The sequence below is a fragment of the Ideonella azotifigens genome, from assembly GCF_006519715.1.
GTDB classification, from domain to species: Bacteria; Pseudomonadota; Gammaproteobacteria; order Burkholderiales; family Burkholderiaceae_C; genus Ideonella; species Ideonella azotifigens.
Window position 1 is genome coordinate 1 of record NZ_VIDT01001076.1, and the last position, 1,310, is coordinate 1,310.

Below are 1,310 nucleotides of genomic sequence, written 5' to 3' on the forward strand. Positions count from 1 at the left end.
CATGCTGCGTTGCCACAGCCGCCAGCCGAGCACGCAGGCCAGCGCCACCAACAGCAGCCCGCCCGCCCAGGCCAGCAGGCGGCCGGCGCCGGCCAGCCATTCGGCCAGGGTGATCAACCAGTCCGGTGCAGGCGATGGCTTGTCCTGCTTCTTGGGTTTCGATTCCCAGTCGAACTTCAGCGTGCGCCGGGTTTCCTCGGCATGCAGCAGCGGATCGCGGTTCATCGCCTCGGTGGCAGCGCGCACCGTGGCCAGCGTGACGGTGGGTGCGGAGGCCGCAGGAGAGGGTGGTGCCGGCTGCGCCTGAACGCCTCCGCAGGCCAGCAGGCCAGCGAGGCCCACGGCCTCAATGCGCAAACGCATGGCGCAGCTCCTGTTCCACGTCCCAGGACTCCAGCTCGACCCGGCGATTGAGGTACATCATGAAGCCGCCGGCGACAAACGGCGCCTCCAGCAGCAGCGAGACCAGCACCTGCAGCACCGCGATGACCGGCTCGGCGCTGTCCCGGCCCATCCGCAGCATCGGGTTGTCGCTGCCGCTGAACGGGTTCAGCGAGAACAGCAGCCACAGCAGGCCCAGCAGCAGCCAGTAGGTCAGCACGCCCCAGCTCAGCTGCGCCGTGATCGCCCGACCGTGCTGGCCGTTCAGCAGGCGCTTGCGGCGCTGGCGCGCGGCGTCGCCCTTCAGGCCTTCGAGCTGCGCGACCGGCTGCGTGAAAGCGCGCCAGGGCGAGAAGGCCGCCACCAGCAGGCCCGGCAGCAGCGAAGGGCGAAACAGCAGCGGGCCGTTCAACACGTCGGCCAGCCGGCTGGGCAGGCCGAAGACGGCGCGCGAGAAGACCTGCAGCAGCACCCGGTCCAGCCAGGGTTGCAGCAGCACCAGCAACAGGCCGGGCAGCCACGGCGAGACCAGGAGGCCCAGCAGGCACAGCCCGCCGACCACCGCGGCGATGGGTGCATACAACCGCAACAGCAGGCGCATGTGCTGCTGCGTCAGGCGCAGGCCCAGGTCCAGCGCCTCCATGGCCGGCCGCGGACGCAGCGCCAGTTGCAGTTGCTCAGTCTGCATGCGGGTCCTGCATCGGGCGGGCACCGAAGCGGCCGGCGAGGTAGGCCATCACCAGCGGCCAGCACAGTGCCGCTGCGGTGTACTTCACGCCCGGCTGCACCCAGGCCGCGCTGGACCAGAAGGCCTCGGTGGCTGCGGCCAGCAGCAGCAGCACGATGGTGGCGGCCACCAGCGGCAAGGTGTCTCGGCCGGCGGCGTAGACACCAGGATTCATGGAGCGCTCGGGTTGGGCAGGTCGCCG

Annotated in this window: 2 protein-coding genes and 1 pseudogene; all 3 read right to left on the minus strand. The window is 70.7% G+C overall.

Going from position 1 to position 1,310, the window contains the following annotated elements:
* Positions 1–363: hypothetical protein (locus FKP22_RS30685; RefSeq protein WP_141291967.1), on the minus strand; the 363-nt coding region annotated here is incomplete at its 3' end.
* Positions 347–1,069, minus strand: coding sequence for a hypothetical protein (locus FKP22_RS30690; RefSeq protein ID WP_141291968.1), 723 nt, complete (start codon positions 1,067–1,069; stop codon positions 347–349). The genes FKP22_RS30685 and FKP22_RS30690, both read right to left, overlap by 17 nt.
* A pseudogene (locus FKP22_RS30695) lies at positions 1,059–1,310 on the minus strand (hypothetical protein); the annotation flags it as partial. The gene FKP22_RS30690 and the pseudogene FKP22_RS30695, both read right to left, overlap by 11 nt.

Coding starts and splice junctions, on each gene's coding strand:
- FKP22_RS30690 (WP_141291968.1), bottom strand. CDS start 1,069: ATGCAGACTGAGCAACTGCAACTGGCGCTGCGTCCGCGGCCGGCCATG.